The sequence below is a fragment of the Erythrobacter ani genome (assembly GCF_019204025.1).
In the GTDB taxonomy this organism is placed as follows: domain Bacteria; phylum Pseudomonadota; class Alphaproteobacteria; order Sphingomonadales; family Sphingomonadaceae; genus Erythrobacter; species Erythrobacter ani.
Map to the genome: position 1 here is coordinate 438,324 of NZ_JAGSPB010000003.1, position 16,538 is coordinate 454,861.

A 16,538-nucleotide genomic window follows, 5' to 3' on the forward strand; every position below is an offset into this window, starting at 1 on the left:
GATACAAACCGATCAAGGAGATCCATGACTAATACAGTCGAAATTCTGAAGAACCTTACCCAAACCACATTTGATTCTGTCGAGGGCTATCGCAAGGCCGCAGACAAGGCCGACAGCCCGACCCTGATCCAGGCTCTGGAACGCCGCGCAAGCGAACGTTCGAAGACACTGGACACGCTGAACCAAGCACTGACATTGCGCGGTGAAGACCCCATCAAATCGCCGAGTACGATGAGCCAGATGCACCAGACATGGTTGTCGATCACCGAATCGTTCTCGAACGGTAACGAAGCTGCTGCCGAGCGCGTGGAAGAAGGCGAAGATTATCTCGTCGAACAGTTCCGCGATGTGCTCGAAGATGACGGCAACGAATTTGACAGTTCGACCCGGATGTTGATCCAGTCGGCCTACCGCGAAGTTCGCGAAGGTGAACGCTTTACCGATATGCTTGAAGAACAATTTGCATAATCGCGACGGCAAAGGACGCGTGGATGAGCGTCCTTAGGGTGTAGAGCGCCGCAGCATTACGTTGCGCCGCGCTCCGCCCGCAACCGACACGGGATTGGCGTTGAGCACGCGAACTTATTTGGGGAGCGCTGTCTTCAGCGAAACGCGCTGCTCCGCCAAACCTCTTTCATCCCGATCTGGAATGCGCTCGGTCTATCGACCGGGCGCATTCTTTGTATGAAGACAGCTTATCTAGCTGTCCTTCACCGCATTTTGGGCAACGATCCCATCTTTCTTCGGCGGCTCAACAGTGCGCAAGAACAGCTCGCGCAATTGTGCGGGCTCGGCCTTGCTCGGCGCGCTCATCATCAGGTCTTCGCCTTTCTGGTTCATCGGGAAGGCGATAACTTCGCGGATCGCTTCTTCGCCCGCGAGCAGCATTACAATGCGGTCGATACCAGGCGCCGAACCACCATGCGGAGGCGCGCCCAGCTTGAACGCTTCGATCATGCCGGAAAATTCGCGGTCGACCGTTTCCTTGTCATAACCGGCGATTTGGAACGCCTTGTACATGATCTCTGGCTTGTGATTCCGGATTGCGCCCGAAGAAAGTTCATAGCCGTTGCAGACGATGTCGTACTGCCAGGCCTTGATCTCGAGCGGGTCCATGTTCTCCAGCGCTTCCATCTCGCCTTGCGGCATGGAGAAGGGGTTGTGGCTGAAGTCGACCTTTTTTAGCTCCTCATCGTACTCGAACATCGGGAAATCGACGATCCAGCAGAACTTGAAGCAATCCGGTTCGATCAGCTCCAACTGCTCGCCGACCTGAGTGCGCGCGGCACCAGCCAGCTTGGCTGCGTCCTTTTCCTTGCCCGCTGCGAAGAACAGCCCGTCGTCGGGGCCAAGGCCGAGTTCATTGTAAAGCTCTTCCATGCGCTCCGGCCCGTGGTTCTTGGCAATAGGTCCACCAAACTCGCCTCCCTTGCGCGTGACATAACCGAGCCCGGCAAAGCCTTCGCTGCGCGCCCAATTGTTCATGTCATCAAAGAACTTGCGGCTCTTCTCATTGGTTTTCGGAGCCGGAACCACACGCACCACGCCGCCGCCGCCTACGATCTTTTCGAAAAGGCCAAAGCCCGACTTCTCGAAATGGCTTGTCACATCACTGATGGTCAGCGGGTTACGCAGGTCCGGCTTGTCCGTACCGTATTTCAACATCGCCTCAGCATAGGGAATGCGCGGGAAGTCACCTGATGCAGTAACGGTCTTGCCGTCCGCGAATTCGGCGAATACGCCAGCAAGCACAGGCTCGAGTGCCTGGAACACGTCTTCTTGGGTGACGAAGCTCATTTCAAAATCGAGCTGGTAGAATTCGAGGCTGCGATCGGCGCGCAGGTCTTCGTCGCGGAAACATGGTGCAATCTGAAAGTACCGGTCGAAGCCCGACACCATCAACATCTGCTTGAACATCTGCGGCGCTTGCGGGAGAGCGTAAAAATTGCCCGGATGCATGCGAGAAGGCACAAGGAAGTCGCGTGCGCCCTCTGGCGAAGATGCGGTCAGGATCGGCGTCTGAAATTCGGTAAAGCCCTGACCAATCATGCGCTGACGCAGCGAGGTGATGACCTGGCTGCGTAGCATGATGTTGCGATGCATTGTTTCGCGCCGCAAGTCGAGGAAACGGTATTTGAGGCGGATTTCCTCCGGATATTCCTGCTCGCCTGCCACTGGCATCGGAAGCTCTTCCGCCGCGCTTTGAACGGTGATCTCACGAGCAAATACTTCGATCTCGCCGGTCGGCAGGTCCTTGTTCACCGTCTCCGGTGTGCGTGCTTTCACATCGCCATCGATCGTTACGACCGATTCGGTCCGCAGCTTTTCCAGCACCGGCAATGCTGGCGAATCCTCGTCAGCGACGATCTGGGTGATGCCATAATGATCGCGCAGATCGACGAAGAGAACACCGCCATGATCGCGTTTGCGATGGACCCAGCCCGACAAACGGACGGTTTCACCGACATTTTCAGCGGAAAGCTGTGCGCAAGTGTGCGTACGATAGGCGTGCATCTAAACTCTTGTCCTGTTTGAGCGTATGGCGCTAAAGGCGCGCCAGCATTTTGCGGGCTTCCGAAAGCCTCGCGGATATGGGCGCGCTAACAGGGCATGACCCGCACTTTGTCAAGACGGCAAGGTGCACCGTAGCAAGCCTCTGGGACACTACCCGAGAGCGGTACTCCGCTCAAAACAACAAGAAGACAAATGAAAATACACGAACTGATCACCACCACCAAAGCTCTCACTGACTTGTGTGAGCGTCTCTCCCAATCAGAATTCGTTGCGGTGGACACAGAGTTCATGCGCGAAAACACGTACTGGCCTGAACTCTGCCTCGTGCAGATTGCCAATACGGAAGAAGCGGCGGCCATCGATCCGCTAGCCGAGGGTATCGACCTCACGCCCCTGCTGGATCTGATGTGCGAGAACGAAGATGTGCTCAAGGTCTTTCACGCGGGCGGTCAGGATGTGGAAATCATCGTCAACCTGACGGGCAAGACCCCCTTCCCGATCTTCGACACACAGATCGCGATGATGGCGATCAGCCAGTCCGAACAGATCGGTTATGCGAACCTCGTGGACACTTGGCTCAACATCACCATCGATAAAGGCGCGCGCTTCACCGATTGGAGCCGCCGCCCGCTAACCGACCGACAGATCGAATACGCCATCGGCGATGTGACTCACCTGTCCGAGATTTTTCCGAAGATCCTCAACAAGCTGATCAAGACAGATCGTGGGAATTGGCTCAATGCGGAGATGGAAAAGCTGGCGGACGCGAGCAATTATATCATAAATCCGGATACCTCTTGGAAGCGCATCCGGTCCCAAGGCCGCAATCCTCAGGTGCTGGGCCGGCTGAAATCGCTGGCCGCCTGGCGCGAGGGCGAAGCGCAGCACAAGAACATCCCACGCGGCCGGATCATGCGCGATGAAACGCTTGCCGACATCGCCAGCCATCCGCCAAAGAAGCAGGCGGATCTGGCCAAGGTGCGCGGACTTTCCGCCGCTTGGCGCGACAACGATATTGGCAAGCGGCTGATGCGGGTAATCGCCGATGCGGAACCGCTGCCGAAAAATGAAATGCCGGCGAAAATGAAACGCGGTGCCCCGCTGGGAAAAGAGGGCGCGCTGGTGGCTGACCTGCTCAAGCTGCTTCTAAAAATCCGGGCACGCGAAATCGACGTCGCCACACGTTTGCTGACGCGAGCAGACGAGATGGAAGCGCTCGCGGCCGGTGTTCGCGATCTCAAAGTGCTTGAGGGATGGCGCTACGACGTGTTCGGCAAGGACGCGCTTCAACTGGTCGAAGGCAAGCTGGCCTTCGCAGTAGAAGGCGGCAGGCTCAAAATGACTCATATCGACGACATGCAGGCCAGCATGGAAGAAGCGTTGGCTGCAGAATGATTGGGGCGGCGAAGTAGTTTGAGCACGTATCTGCCCACGATCAAGCAGCTGCAGTATCTTGTCGCTTTGCACGAGCACGGTCATTTCGGTCGCGCCGCCGACGCAAGCTTCGTGTCTCAATCGACGCTTTCGTCCGGCATACGCGAGCTTGAATCGCTTCTAGGAGTGACGCTTGTCGAGCGTAGTCGGCGGGTTGTCCGCTTTACGGCTCTGGGGGAGCAGGTGGTGGCCAAAGCGAACCGATTGCTGCGCGAAGCCGAAGAGCTGTCTGATCTGGTTCAGGCCTCGGGTAAACCATTGTCCGGCCAGCTGCGAATGAGCGTGATCCCGACAATAGCACCGTTCATGATCCCGCGTATCCTGCCCCGGCTCAGAAAAGAACGACCCGACCTCCAATTGATGTTGCGCGAAGAAACGAGCCAGGACGCGATTGAATCGCTCCAGCATGGCCGCGTAGACTGCGTGTTACTGGCCCTTCCCTTCGACACGGGTGATGTCGAGGTTGAACATATTTCCGATGACCGGCTCTATGTCGCTTTTCCGAAAGACGATCCCCGCGATCCACCGGCCCAGATTCCGCCTGACATGATCGACCAGGGACGATTGCTGCTGCTGGAAGACGGACATTGCTTGCGCGACCATGCACTTGCCGCATGCAATCGCAGCGAATTGCGCGGAAGCGCGTCGATGATCGGAACCAGCCTGCATACGCTGGTTCAAATGGTCAATAATGATCTGGGACTGACAATGCTGCCGGAAATGGCGATCGAGGCGGGCATCTTGAACGGCACCGATGTTGTCGCGCGCCCGGTCGAAGGCGACACCGCTAAGCGCGAGATCGTATTGGTCTGGCGGAAGAATTCCCCGCGCGAGGCCGACTTCAAACTGCTCGCAGAGGAACTGCGCGCAGGCTAGGCTGGCTGGGCCGCAGCTTTGCGTTGCACATACGCATCAAGCTTTTTGGCGGCAAGAAGCGGCACGATCACCGAGAGCGCTATGCCCGCAAGCGTGCTGAAACCGACCCATAGCGCTACGAGCGATCCGCCGGATTGAACCATCGCATAAAGCACCGGCACGGCCAGAATAATGCCGCGAACTTCGTTGAGGACCAGCGCGACTGCGCCCATCTTTAAAAAGGCGCTGAGGAATGTGGGAAGTGAAAAGCTCATATTTCTCACCTAACTCCGAAGAGTTTAGAGAGAGTTGACGACGTCTCGTAATGTTCTTGCGTAGGCGCGCGATCATTCATTTTACATTCCGGGAATTCCAGCATCGGTTATGTCTAACCAATTAGTGCTGAACCCCCGGAAAGGTTTCACCCCGTCCGCGAAAGATTAGTGATGTCGCGCCGAGTTGAAGCTTTATCGCGTTGCGCTGAGACTCATCTACGGCCGCTTCAATCCATGTGTTTGAGGCCCACCCTTAGGTAGTCCCAGCCGGTGACACAGGTGAGCACGGCCGCGGTCCAAAGGCTGACCAGTCCGACGATATGTATCCAGCTTTCAGTGAGGGTTGTGCATGGAACACCTAACGACTGGCACGGCTGGCCGTGCACTGCGCCGCCCGCGATAAGAGCACCGAGGGCTATCAGCTGGAACGTCGTCTTCCACTTGGCGAGCCGGGAAACGGGAACAGATACCTGCAACCCGCCAAGAAATTCGCGCAGTCCCGACACCGCGATTTCGCGCATCAGGATGACAAGCCCTGCAATGACGTGAAAGTCCCCGACATATGGGCCGCGCAAGTACCCCTGGGCGGTCAGAATAAGGATCACGGTGGCCACCATGATCTTGTCCGCAATGGGATCAAGGAAGATGCCGAGTTTCGACACCGTCCCTTGCGCCCGAGCCAGATAGCCATCGAAGAAGTCGGTTATCGCGATCAGGCAGTACAGAGCGAAGCCGATCGCATATCCGAGCTGCCACTGCGGCCACCACAGGAAAAAGGCCAGTAACGGAAGCGCGAAAATGCGCGAAAGAGTCAGGATGTTGGGCACAGTCAACATAGCGCCTACCGCTCTAACCTCCCTTTCGACCGCGTAAAAGGCTCCTCGCACCGCTTGTGAACGCTCTTGTCATCACCCTTGTGCATGTGAGCGCGTTCGCTATGTGAAGAAATCGAGGAGCGATTTCGACATTCTGATATGACCACTACGACGCACCTCATGCGCTCCAAGCGCTTCCTGCCCTTAATGGCGACCCAGTTTTTCAACGCATTCAACGACAATCTCTACAAGACCGCACTGGTCCTGTTCGTTGTGTATTCGGTATACAATTCGGAAAAGCACGAGGCGTTTTTCAGCGGTCTCGCTTCGCTGGTGTTCATCCTGCCATTCGTGTTGCTGTCCGCCCTGGCGGGACAGTTGGCCGATACACGCGACAAGGCGCGTATCATCCGTATCGTTAAGCTCTGCGAGATCGGCTGGGCCACACTGGGCGCAGCCGGGCTTTTCATGGCGTGGCAGGGAATAGCGGTTCACATGTTCGCGATCCCGCTGTTGCTGTTTGTCGTTTTCCTGGCGGCGGCTCAATCCACCTTCCTTGGCCCGATCAAGTACGCGATCCTGCCGCAGCACCTCAAAAAAGACGAAGTCCTTCCGGGCACCGGGCTGGTCGAAGCGGGCACGTACATTGCAATCCTGACCGGCACGATCCTGGCCGGATTTATCTATGTCGAGATCGCGATGGTCCTGATCATCGTAACGGCGGTCGCTGGATATTTCGTCAGCCGCTGGGTGCCCGATGCTCCCCCGCAGAGCGATTACGAGATGCACTATCCACTGCTCGAACCCTATGCGAAAAAAGTGCGCAATCCGGTCCTTCGATGGCTGGGATATGCACCTGTCGCTGTTGCTGATCAGGCAGTCATGAGCTGGCGGCTTGTTCGCGATACCATGCACAACCGCGAGATTTTTCTCGCGATTATCGCCATCAGCTTTTTCTGGACCATCGGCGCCGTTCTTTTCATCCAGTTCCCGCCGCTGGCGAAAAACCAATTGTTGGCTAGCAAGGAGGTCGCCAGCCTCTTTCTCGTCATCTTCTCCATCGGCATTGCCATCGGATCGGTCGGCGTAAACGCATTGTTGAAAGGCGAAGTCTCCGCTCGGTTTTCACCCGCATCAGTCGTCGTGATGGGCGTTTTCGTGATCGGGTTCTATCTCGTTGCCAAGGCGTGGTCGCCCAACGCTGCCGGCGAGCTGCTCGGCGTGGGCGCGTTCATGATGGAACCGCTTGCGATCCCGTTGATGCTGATGCTGTTGGGTATCTCGACCGCAGGCGGGTTCTTCGTGGTGCCGCTCTACGCTTTCCTGACGACCCGGTGTGCGCATGATGCCGCATCAAGGACGATTGCAGCCAACAATATAGTCAATTCGCTGTCGATGGTTGTAGGCTCGCTCATCGCCATCGGCATGACTACGGTGGGCATCCCGGTCGCGGAGCAATTGTTGCTCGCAGCCGCCATGTCGCTAATTTCTGCATGGCTCGGCAGGTTGCTGTTCAATGCCGAACGAGCAGCGCTCGCACCAGCTTGAAGCGCCGCCTAGATCAAAAGATAAACACCAGAATTGCCGCTGTTGCCGCGACATAGGCGCTAGCGAAACCGCGAACATCATTCGTCGTCAGCCGCCAGAGGCTCTCTGCCGGAATGTCGATGATGTCGTTGGCTACGTGCGGCGGCAAAGTCTTCCGAAACGGATGACGATTTGTCTCATTCGTTAGCACCAGGCTTCTGCGCATCGTTCTCTCGACTCCTTGCGTCCCGATAGTGAGGATACGCGGCTTTAACGATTTATTAACCCCTTGGTGCCGGACCTCTTTTCATCTGTCGCACAGTGGGACAGAACGGGCCTTGCGCTAACCACCTCGTGTTGAATGCGGCGGTACGTTGCGCGCACACGCGGCTGGGTCTAAGCGCGGCGGCACATAACCTATGGGAGAATTCATCCGTGAAAAGCGCCGCTGAACTGCTGGTCGAATGTCTTGCCGAACAGGGGACCGACCGCATCTTCACTGTGCCGGGCGAAAGCTTCCTTGCAGTGCTCGATGCGCTGCACGAGAACACGGAAATCGAAACTGTCACGTGCCGGCAGGAAGGCGGGGCGGCATTTATGGCATGCGCCGACGGAGCGATGACCCAGCGCCCTGGCGTCGCATTCGTGACACGCGGGCCGGGCGCAACAAATGCAAGTATCGGCGTGCATGTCGCGCATCAGGATTCGCAGCCGATGATCCTTTTCGTTGGCGATGTCGCGCGCGGAATGCGCGACCGGGAAGGGTTTCAGGAGATCAATTTCGAGGCGTTTTTCGGGCCGATTTGCAAATGGGCCGCGCGTATCGATGACCCTTCGCGCATTCCAGAATACGTTGCGCGTGCTTATTCGGTAGCAATCAGCGGTCGCCCCGGGCCGGTTGTGATCGCCCTGCCCGAGGACATGTTGTGCGATCCCGTGGACTCGGCAATCGCACCGAGACCGCTGGTCACGCGCCCTGCGCAAGCGGCCTGTCCCGATGCGATGCAAACCCTTTTTGGTCTGATCGCCGATGCAGCCAGTCCCATTGCGATCATCGGAGGTGCCGGATGGAATGCGAAGGCGCGCGACCATTTCCAGCAATTTGCGGAAAGCATTGGCCTGCCGGTCGCAACCGCTTTTCGCAGACAAGATGCGATTGCACCCTCCTCACCGGTCTATGCAGGTAATCTGGGATATGGCCCGAATCCCAAGTTGGTTGAACGGGTCAAATCATCCGACCTCGTGATCGCTATCGGCGCACGATTGGGCGAAGCCACAACCGACGGATACGAACTCCCCACGCTCGAGCACGCTGACCAGTTCCTCGTCCATGTCCATCCCGACCCGGAAGAATTAGGACGCGTCTACAAGACAGAGCTCGCGCTATGCTGCGCGGTCGACGAATTCGCTGAAACTGCTGCGCTCTGGGAAGATCATTCGATCATCCCCTTCGATGCCGGTGGAGAAGCTCACCTTGAGTGGGAAGAATGGTCAGCGGCAAGAACGCCCGACAATCCACCAGCGCTCGATATGGCAGCATGCGTTTCCTCCATGCGTGAAGTCGTGCCCGCCGACAGCATCATCTGCAATGGAGCGGGCAATTTCGCGGGCTGGTGGCATCGCTATTGGCGTTACAGCGGCTATCCGAGCCAGCTCGCGCCTACGGCAGGGGCGATGGGCTATGGGTTGCCCGCCGCAGTTGCAGCGAGCCTCCGCGAGCCGGAACGCACGGTGATTGCCGTGGCAGGCGACGGGGACTTCCTCATGAACGGGCAAGAACTCGCTACCGCCGCCCAACACGGTGCGAACCTGCTGGTGTTAATTGTCGATAACGGCGCATACGGCACCATCCGGATGCATCAGGAGCGCGAGTATCCGGGACGGATATCTGGCACTCAGCTTTCAAACCCCGATTTCGCAATGCTGGGCGCAGCCTTCGGTGCATGGAGCAAGGCGGTATCGACGACCGATGAATTCCGCCAAGCGCTTATCGAAGCGAAAGAACGCATTGGCCTCAGGTTGATCCATATGAAGATCGACGTGGAGCAGCTCGCTGCCAGCGGCGCGACGGTCAGCGGGCTGCGCGCTCGCTGACCGCAGACATCGAAGTTACCGCATCGTCATGCCGCCATCGACCATATATTGCGACCCGGTGACGTACGAACTCTGGTCCGACAGCAGGAACAACGCCACCTGCGCAACCTCGTCGGCACTACCCAGCCGGCCAAGCGGAACCGCTGACTGGATTTGATCCAAGAATTGGTCCTTTTCCTCTTCGGAAAGACCCATACCGTTCATGAAATTCGTATCGATCGGACCCGGCGCGATGGAGTTGACGCGGACGCCCCTGGGAGCGAGCGCCGCCGCCCAGCTACGGGTCAATCCGGTCACCGCGCCCTTGGTCCCTGCATAAACTGCACCTTCAGCCTGCCCGAGATAGGGAGAGACTGAAGATGTCACGACGACCGAGGCATTGTCGTTTAAAGCCGGAATCAGCTCAGCCATCTGGAGCACGGGACCGCGCACATTCACGTTGTTCATATGGTCGAAGAAGTCGGCGTCCATCGCATCATTCGGCCCGAATTTGCCATATCCGGCATTCAGCCAAAGTCCATCGATGGTGCCCATCTGATCCTTGACCTTATCGCCAAGCTCCTTGGCGGCAGCGGGGTCGGCCGCATCGTTTCGCAGGACAAGTGAGCCCGAAGGCAGGCTCCGACCTGCTTCGTCGAGGTGGTCCTGGCTGGTGCCAGTAACCGCGACCTCACCGCCTTCGTCCACGATCATCTTGGCAGCGGCAAGCCCCATACCGCTCGTGCCGCCAGTGATAAGAATGCGTTTGTTTTCGAACCTGCTCATGATTGCTCCGATGATTTGATATCTGTTTTCAAACCAACGAGATATTCGTCAGGCAAGTTCCAAGCTTTTTTCGGAAGTCCCCGTAATCAGCCTTCAGCCATCTTGCAAATCATGTCCCATTCGGCCGGCTTAATCTTCGCGACGGACAGGCGTGACAGGCGGACGAGTTCGCAGTCGGCCAGTTTAGGCTCGGCCTTGATCTGTTTGAGCGTGACTGGATTTTCGAACTTACGCTTTGGCTTCACTTTTACTGCCGCCCATTTGCCAGTCTCATCGGTGGGATCGGTGATTCCAGCGACGCTCACTTCGCAGATACCAACGATCTCCAGCCCTTCCCTTGAGTGATAGAAGAAGGCCTCGTCGCCAACTTTCATCGCCGCCAGGTTGTTCTTCGCCATATGGTTACGCACTCCGTCCCAAGTGCCCTCTTTTTCAGCGACCAGGTCGTCCCAGCTGTACTTGAACGGCTCGGATTTCATCAGCCAGTAGTTGCGGGCGGATCTGGTCACGGGTGGCACTCCTAAATGGGTCGAAAATATATTCGGGATTTAGCCCTCTCACGGCGCACCCACCAGCCCTGATCGGGACATGCAGCTCAATTAACCCGATTTTTATTGGATCCACTCATACCAGCACAGATTTTGCACTTCTTGTGGGGGCAACCCGATCATCGGGGAGGGATCGACCGCAGACGGTTCGGGTGAGATGGCAGTGGACGCAAAAGAGATCGAGAATAAAGCATTCGGCAAAGCCGAGAAGGACTTCGTGGCGCTCGGCATTGCAACGGCCGCCATCATTCTTTTCGTCGGAACCGGGGGCTCGATCCTGCCCAGCGTGATCGACGCTGTATTTTCCGATGGCAAGGGACCGGACCGTCTGCTTGCCTCGGCTCTGCTGCTCAACATCGCTCTCATTATCTTCGGCTGGCGCCGATACCGCCAACTCGCCCACGAGATTGCCGAGCGCAAACGCGCCGAGAGCCAGGCCCGCGAACTGGCGGAAATCGATCCGCTCACGCACTGTCTCAATCGTCGCAGCATGACAGCAGCAACGCAGCGGCTGCGCGAACTGGCAAACGATCGCGGCCAGGCAGTCGCGTACACGATGATCGATCTCGACAATTTCAAACAGATCAATGACATGCATGGCCATTCGATCGGTGACCAGGTGCTCGTCCTGCTCGCAAAGCGGCTCAAGGACGAATTGCCCGATGAGGCTATCCTTGCGCGCCTAGGCGGCGACGAGTTCGCATTCGTCATCGCATATGACCCGTATCAACGGCGTCGGATTGATGATCTAGTCATTCGGTTGTTCGATCAGGCTATCCTTCCGTTCCGGCTGGGTAACCTCGTCATCGATGCAACCATGTCGATGGGGGTTGCGACGGATCACGAGGAAGCGGGGCTAAGTCCCATACTCGGCGATGCAACGCAGCTCATGCACCGCGCAGACATTGCGATGTACCACGCTAAAAAACAGGGCAAGAATCGCTATTTCTGGTTCGAGGCGAGCATGGAAAACGAGCTGCGCTTTCGCAATGAGCTCGAACTCGGCATCCGCCGCGGAATCATCGAAGACGAGTTTGTCCCGTATTACGAACAACAGGTCGATCTCGAGACCGGAGAACTGGCAGGCTTCGAAATGCTCGCGCGCTGGGAATCGCCGCAGCTCGGCCTTGTCAGCCCCGAGGTCTTCATTCCGATTACCGAGGAAATCGGGATGATTGCGGAACTGTCCGAAAAATTGATGGATCGCGCTTTCAAAGACGCTCAGGATTGGGACGAAGCGATCACATTGTCGGTCAATATCTCACCGGTCCAGCTGCGCGATCCATGGTTCGCACAAAAACTTCTGAAGCAACTCGTAGCCAGCAATTTCCCGCCGCACAGGCTGGAAATAGAGATCACCGAAAGCTGCCTCCATGAGAATGTGGGCATGGTGAGATCGACGATCACGAGCCTTCGGAACCAGGGCGTGAAAATCAGTCTAGATGATTTCGGGACCGGTTATTCGAGTCTCGAACAGCTCCGGTCGCTACCCTTCGATCGTCTCAAGATCGACCGGTCATTCGTTCGTGAACTGCGCGGATCGGAAGGGTGCAGCAAGATCGTGGACGCGATTATCTCGCTAGGACGCGGGCTCGGCCTGCCTATCACCGCTGAAGGTATCGAGAGCGAAGAGATTTTGGCCACTTTGAAGGATATGGGCAACCTCAAGGGCCAAGGCTTTCTCTACGGCGAGCCGGAGACTGCAGAAGAGGTCTGCGCCCGGCTGAAGAAAATCGGGCGACTGTCGAAAGCCTCGGAACCCGCAGCGGAGCCAGTCCCGTCCTCCGGATCTGAGTTCATCGAAGTCTCGAAAAGACAAGCGAGTTTCTGAAAGGCGCGCGCGCCACCTTGCAGACAGTCTGTCGAGCCACACTAGACGTAGCGGTTGACCATGCATAAATGCGCGCAAGCTATGCGCGTATCCTTCATCAAAATGCACGGACTCGGTAACGATTTCGTCGTGCTCGACGCGCGCGAGGATGCCTTGCCTGACATAAGCCGCAAGATGGCTGCGAGGATTGCAGACCGGCGGGAGGGGATCGGCTGCGACCAGTTGATCGTCCTCGAAAGGAGCGAGAGCGCCGCCTTCCTGATGCGCATATTCAATGCCGATGGCGGCGAGGTCGAGGCGTGCGGCAACGCGAGCCGGGCGGTCGCCTTGCTACATGGCGAAGCGGCCACAGTCGAAACTGCGGGTGGCAATATCTCGCTGGAGCCGACCGCTGGAGGCGCGAGCGTCGATATGGGCTCGCCACGCTTCGATTGGGATGCGATCCCCCTTGCCTACGCCGTCGATACTGCTGCGATGCCGGTGGCGTGGGAGCCGTTACAACAGCCCATGGCGGTCAATATCGGCAATCCGCACGCGGTTTTCTTCGTCGACGACGCGGATGCGATCGATCTCACCGCTCTTGGTCCCCTAATCGAAAACGACCCGCTTTTTCCCGAACGCATCAACGTGAATGTCGCTAGCCTCGTTGGCGAGAACCACCTGAAGTTGCATGTGTGGGAACGGGGTGCCGGATTGACGCGTGCGTGCGGCACCGGTGCCTGCGCAACCGCTGTCGCTGCAATCCGCAAAGCTGTCGCCCAAAGCCCGGTGACAGTTACGTTGCCCGGCGGCGATCTAACTATCGAATGGAAATCGGGCGGGACGATCCGCATGACCGGACCTGCGGCAGAGGCATTTCGAGGCACGTTTGAGTGGGACGACTACGCGTGAGCGCGCCTGTGGACATCAAGCCTGAGATTATCTCGCTCGGGTGCCGTCTCAATATCGCCGAAAGCGAGCGTATGCGTGCGATGCTGGCGGATGCGGGCGATGTCGTCGTCATAAATTCTTGCGCGGTCACGTCAGAAGCCGTCCGTCAGACCCGCCAGGTTATTCGCAAGGCTCGCCGGTCGCGTCCAGAGGCGCGTCTCATCGTCACTGGCTGTGCTGCCGACATCGAACGCAATCAGATTGCGGAAATGGCCGAAGTCGACGGCTTGATCGCAAATAGGTCCAAACTCGACCCCAGAGCGTGGAATGTGCCGGCCGACGCAGCTCCGCTCGCACCGACCAAGACCCGCGCCTTCATCGCGGTGCAGAACGGCTGCGATCACGACTGCACTTTCTGCATCATTCCGCAGGGCCGCGGTAAAAGCCGCTCGCTCTCTGTTGCCGACGCTCTGAAGGAGATTGAGCAGCATCTCGATCTTGGCGCGAAGGAGGTGGTGCTGACCGGCGTCGACCTCACGTCCTGGGGTCACGATCTACCGAACACCCCCCAGCTCGGCGCACTCGTTGCTGCTATACTGGACGCGTTTCCCGCGCTCACCCGCCTGCGCCTTTCTTCGCTGGATGGAGTCGAAATCGACGAAGAACTGTCCGAGCTCTTCGCCAGCGACACGCGTGTCATGCCGCATCTGCATCTATCGCTTCAGCACGGCGCTGACCTCATCCTCAAGCGCATGAAGCGCCGCCACCGGCGCACCGATGCCGTCGACCTGGTCCGCGGCCTGAAAGCGCGCCGTCCAGACATCGCCGTCGGTGCAGACCTGATGGCGGGTTTCCCAACCGAAACCACCGGACATCACGCCGAGAACGTCTCGATTATTCGCGAGCTCGAAATCGTCCATGGTCATATTTTCCCCTTCTCCCCGCGCCCTGGCACACCGGCTGCACGTATGCCCCCGCATGACCGCGGATTGATCAAGGCCCGTGCCGCCGAATTGCGCCATGCCGTGAGCGAAGTTCGCGCGGAGTGGCTTGGCAGCCTCGTCGGACAAAAGCTGCCCATTCTGGCCGAGCGCGACGGTACCGGTTATTCGCCAAGCTATGCTCGCGCTACTGTGCCAGAGGGGGTAGAGGCAGGCGAAATAGTGAACATGAGGGTGCGCGGCATCCAAGAAGGGCAACTGCTATGAGCGATGCAGGATGGAGCGAGAAGCTGCTCGGCGGCTTCCGCAAAACGTCTGACCGCTTGTCCGAGAACCTCACCGGCATCACCGGAGGAGGAAAGCTCGACGACGCGACGCTTGACGAAATTGAAGATGCGCTCATCATCTCGGACCTTGGACCGTCGGCGGCGTCACGCATACGCGGGCGTCTGGCGGAGAAGCGGCTTGGAGCGCAGATAACCCAGATCGGGCTGAAAGAGGCTGTAGCCGAGGAAATCGCGGACATCCTGCGCCCGGTCGCGAAACCTTTAGAAGTGACGGCGTTCCCTCGTCCTCAGGTCATCCTTGTGATCGGGGTCAACGGATCCGGCAAAACGACCACGATCGCGAAACTCGCGCATCTTTTCACGGAAGATGACTACGGAGTGCTGTTGGCAGCGGGCGACACCTTCCGCGCCGCGGCCATCGGCCAGCTCGCGACATGGGCGGAGCGCGCGGGCGTCGATCTTGTCCGCGGTCCCGAAGGCGGCGATCCGGCAAGTATCGTTTTCGATGCGGTAAAGCAGGCAACCGACACGGGCATCGACGCGCTGATCGTCGACACCGCAGGACGCCTTCAAAACAAGCGTGAGCTGATGGACGAGCTTCAAAAAATCCGCCGCGTCCTTGGTCGCCTCAATCCCGAAGCACCGCATGATGTCGTACTGGTGCTGGATGCGACCAATGGGCAGAATGCGCTGTCGCAGATCGATGTTTTTAAAGAGGTCGCGGGCGTAACCGGCCTCATAATGACCAAGCTTGATGGAACAGCGCGCGGCGGCGTGCTTGTCGCGGCGGCCGAGCAATACGGCCTCCCGATCCACGCAATCGGCGTGGGCGAGAAAATGGAAGACTTGCGGGCCTTCGATCCAGATCTTGTGGCGCGTGTGATAGCAGGGGTGGCCTGATGGCAGATAGCGAAGCGAAAAAGGCCGGTTCGAGCTGGCTGAATGTAGCGGTCGATTACGGCCCGCTGCTGGTCTTCCTGGCTGTGTATCGCCTCAATGCGCCCGACAATCCCAATCCTGCAGGTGAGCTACTCGCCATCATGTATGGCACCGGTGCGTTCATGGTTGCCGCGGTCAGTGCGCTGATCATTTCGAAGTGGCGGCTGGGCAAGATTTCGCCAATGCTCTGGTTCTCGACCGCGTTAATCTTGGGCTTTGGCGCGCTGACGATATTCTTTGGCGATCCGCGCTTCGTGCAATTGAAGCCGACGATTATCTATGCGGTCTTTGGCGTCGCTCTTCTGGTCGGCTTCTTCGTGGGGCGTCCGCTGTTGAAAATCCTGCTTGAGGCAGCTTTCGAGGGGCTTTCTGACGCAGGCTGGCTCAAACTCTCGCGCAATTGGGGCGTATTTTTCCTGATCCTTGCAGGGTTGAACGAGGCCTTGGTCGCCAACATGACCTTCGAAGGCTGGCTTTGGGCCAAGCTATGGGTGTTTCTTCCGCTCACATTCCTCTTCACGTTCTCCCAGCTACCCATGCTGCTCAAACACGGTTTGGATGTCGGACAGGAGGAAGACGTGGTGAAGGACGAACCTCCAACAGCTTAGACGCGCTTAGTGGGCGACGATTTCCCAGCCGAGAGGTGCGCGGTCGCAATCGGCATAAAGAGCGCGGCGAGCGCGTTCCTGCAGCATCGCGGAAACCACCAGTTCCTGATTGTCTACTGTGCGGCAAGTACCCACGGGAGTCAGATAGCTGCGATGGCCATTGCTCTGCTCGGCGGGGCCTTGGGCGAATACTCGGAAAGAAGTCATTGCATAATCCCTCGTCACTAGGTTTCCG

Annotated in this window: 17 protein-coding genes; 10 read left to right on the top strand and 7 right to left on the bottom strand. The window is 58.0% G+C overall.

Going from position 1 to position 16,538, the window contains the following annotated elements; genetic code table 11:
- Nucleotides 1–24 precede the first annotated feature (24 nt).
- Nucleotides 25–468 carry a PA2169 family four-helix-bundle protein gene (locus tag KCG45_RS14930; RefSeq protein WP_218317993.1) on the top strand — a complete coding sequence of 148 codons (444 nt, stop codon included), beginning with the start codon at nt 25–27 and terminating at the stop codon, nt 466–468.
- A 231-nt stretch (nt 469–699) separates the two neighbouring features.
- Here KCG45_RS14930 and aspS read toward each other — a convergent pair whose 3' ends face one another.
- On the bottom strand, nt 700–2,514 hold the full coding sequence (gene aspS / locus KCG45_RS14935; protein WP_218317994.1) for an aspartate--tRNA ligase: 1,815 nt from the start codon (nt 2,512–2,514) through the stop codon (nt 700–702).
- 192 nt (nt 2,515–2,706) lie between these two features.
- Here aspS and rnd point away from each other — a divergent pair, with 192 nt between their 5' ends.
- Nucleotides 2,707–3,909 (top strand): ribonuclease D, encoded by a 1,203-nt coding sequence (gene rnd / locus KCG45_RS14940; protein ID WP_218317995.1) that lies wholly within the window; start codon nt 2,707–2,709, stop codon nt 3,907–3,909.
- Nucleotides 3,910–3,927: 18 nt separating this feature from the next.
- Nucleotides 3,928–4,824: a hydrogen peroxide-inducible genes activator gene (locus KCG45_RS14945; RefSeq protein ID WP_218317996.1), complete on the top strand. Its 897-nt coding sequence runs from the start codon at nt 3,928–3,930 to the stop codon at nt 4,822–4,824.
- On the opposite strand, the gene KCG45_RS14950 is transcribed toward KCG45_RS14945, so the two are convergent.
- Both KCG45_RS14950 and pgsA read right to left on the bottom strand, forming a co-directional pair.
- Nucleotides 4,821–5,078 carry a hypothetical protein gene (locus tag KCG45_RS14950; protein WP_218317997.1) on the bottom strand — a complete coding sequence of 86 codons (258 nt, stop codon included), beginning with the start codon at nt 5,076–5,078 and terminating at the stop codon, nt 4,821–4,823. The genes KCG45_RS14945 and KCG45_RS14950 overlap by 4 nt on opposite strands.
- Before the next feature lie 227 nt (nt 5,079–5,305).
- Complete coding sequence (gene pgsA, locus KCG45_RS14955; protein WP_218317998.1) at nt 5,306–5,914, bottom strand: CDP-diacylglycerol--glycerol-3-phosphate 3-phosphatidyltransferase; 609 nt, start codon at nt 5,912–5,914, stop codon at nt 5,306–5,308.
- A gap of 138 nt (nt 5,915–6,052) precedes the next feature.
- On the opposite strand from pgsA, the gene KCG45_RS14960 reads away from it, so the two are divergent.
- A complete protein-coding gene (locus KCG45_RS14960; RefSeq protein WP_218317999.1) occupies nt 6,053–7,441 on the top strand; it encodes an MFS transporter in 1,389 nt (462 codons plus the stop codon).
- A 13-nt stretch (nt 7,442–7,454) separates the two neighbouring features.
- Here KCG45_RS14960 and KCG45_RS14965 read toward each other — a convergent pair whose 3' ends face one another.
- A complete protein-coding gene (locus tag KCG45_RS14965) occupies nt 7,455–7,646 on the bottom strand; it encodes a hypothetical protein (protein ID WP_218318000.1) in 192 nt (63 codons plus the stop codon).
- Between the two features lie 209 nt (nt 7,647–7,855).
- Here KCG45_RS14965 and KCG45_RS14970 point away from each other — a divergent pair, with 209 nt between their 5' ends.
- Nucleotides 7,856–9,514, top strand: a complete 1,659-nt coding sequence (locus KCG45_RS14970) for a thiamine pyrophosphate-binding protein (protein ID WP_218318001.1) — start codon at nt 7,856–7,858, stop codon at nt 9,512–9,514.
- A gap of 15 nt (nt 9,515–9,529) precedes the next feature.
- On the opposite strand, the gene KCG45_RS14975 is transcribed toward KCG45_RS14970, so the two are convergent.
- Nucleotides 9,530–10,279 carry an SDR family oxidoreductase gene (locus KCG45_RS14975; protein ID WP_218318002.1) on the bottom strand — a complete coding sequence of 250 codons (750 nt, stop codon included), beginning with the start codon at nt 10,277–10,279 and terminating at the stop codon, nt 9,530–9,532.
- Nucleotides 10,280–10,365: 86 nt separating this feature from the next.
- On the bottom strand, nt 10,366–10,758 hold the full coding sequence (locus tag KCG45_RS14980; protein ID WP_218318069.1) for an EVE domain-containing protein: 393 nt from the start codon (nt 10,756–10,758) through the stop codon (nt 10,366–10,368).
- A 226-nt stretch (nt 10,759–10,984) separates the two neighbouring features.
- On the opposite strand from KCG45_RS14980, the gene KCG45_RS14985 reads away from it, so the two are divergent.
- The 5 genes from KCG45_RS14985 (at nt 10,985) to KCG45_RS15005 (ending at nt 16,303) form a co-directional block, all read left to right on the top strand.
- On the top strand, nt 10,985–12,658 hold the full coding sequence (locus tag KCG45_RS14985) for a putative bifunctional diguanylate cyclase/phosphodiesterase (RefSeq protein WP_218318003.1): 1,674 nt from the start codon (nt 10,985–10,987) through the stop codon (nt 12,656–12,658).
- Between the two features lie 81 nt (nt 12,659–12,739).
- Nucleotides 12,740–13,549: a diaminopimelate epimerase gene (gene dapF / locus KCG45_RS14990; protein ID WP_218318004.1), complete on the top strand. Its 810-nt coding sequence runs from the start codon at nt 12,740–12,742 to the stop codon at nt 13,547–13,549.
- Between the two features lie 71 nt (nt 13,550–13,620).
- Complete coding sequence (locus KCG45_RS14995) at nt 13,621–14,736, top strand: MiaB/RimO family radical SAM methylthiotransferase (protein WP_439648938.1); 1,116 nt, start codon at nt 13,621–13,623, stop codon at nt 14,734–14,736.
- Nucleotides 14,733–15,656: a signal recognition particle-docking protein FtsY gene (gene ftsY, locus KCG45_RS15000; protein ID WP_218318005.1), complete on the top strand. Its 924-nt coding sequence runs from the start codon at nt 14,733–14,735 to the stop codon at nt 15,654–15,656. The genes KCG45_RS14995 and ftsY overlap by 4 nt, the downstream gene beginning before the upstream one ends.
- Entirely contained in the window at nt 15,656–16,303 is a 648-nt protein-coding gene (locus KCG45_RS15005; RefSeq protein WP_218318006.1) for an inner membrane-spanning protein YciB, read from the top strand. Before ftsY ends, KCG45_RS15005 begins: the two co-directional genes overlap by 1 nt.
- 6 nt (nt 16,304–16,309) lie before the next feature.
- Here KCG45_RS15005 and KCG45_RS15010 read toward each other — a convergent pair whose 3' ends face one another.
- The gene (locus KCG45_RS15010; protein ID WP_218318007.1) at nt 16,310–16,510 is read right to left on the bottom strand and encodes a hypothetical protein; all 201 of its coding nucleotides are present in this window, start codon (nt 16,508–16,510) and stop codon (nt 16,310–16,312) included.
- Nucleotides 16,511–16,538: the final 28 nt, after the last annotated feature.